The organism is Salicola sp. AFF1, from assembly GCF_056783195.1.
Map to the genome: position 1 here is coordinate 1 of NZ_JBXAYL010000223.1, position 245 is coordinate 245.

Annotated in this window: 1 protein-coding gene; it reads left to right on the forward strand. The window is 28.6% G+C overall.

Annotation, left to right across the window (positions count from 1 at the left end; translation table 11 throughout):
• On the forward strand, window positions 1-245 hold a 245-nt coding region (locus tag AC1RQI_RS17435), incomplete at both ends, for a hypothetical protein (RefSeq protein ID WP_481905867.1).

Below are 245 nucleotides of genomic sequence, written 5' to 3' on the forward strand. Positions count from 1 at the left end.
TTGTTCCTTTATTTAAAATTCAGTTATTACCGCTAAAGCAAGATGCAGCGATGATTATATATTTTGCTCAGGCAATTGCCGATAATAATACTATTATAGAAAGTAAAGTAAAAGCTGCTGCATTTAATTGGAACATTGCTATAATAGCAGCTTATTCAATTGTATGCTCTGTAATTCTGATTGGCTTAATAAAAGCTTTGGTAAATATTTATCGCTTATTAAAACATAACAATTATAAGTATTGG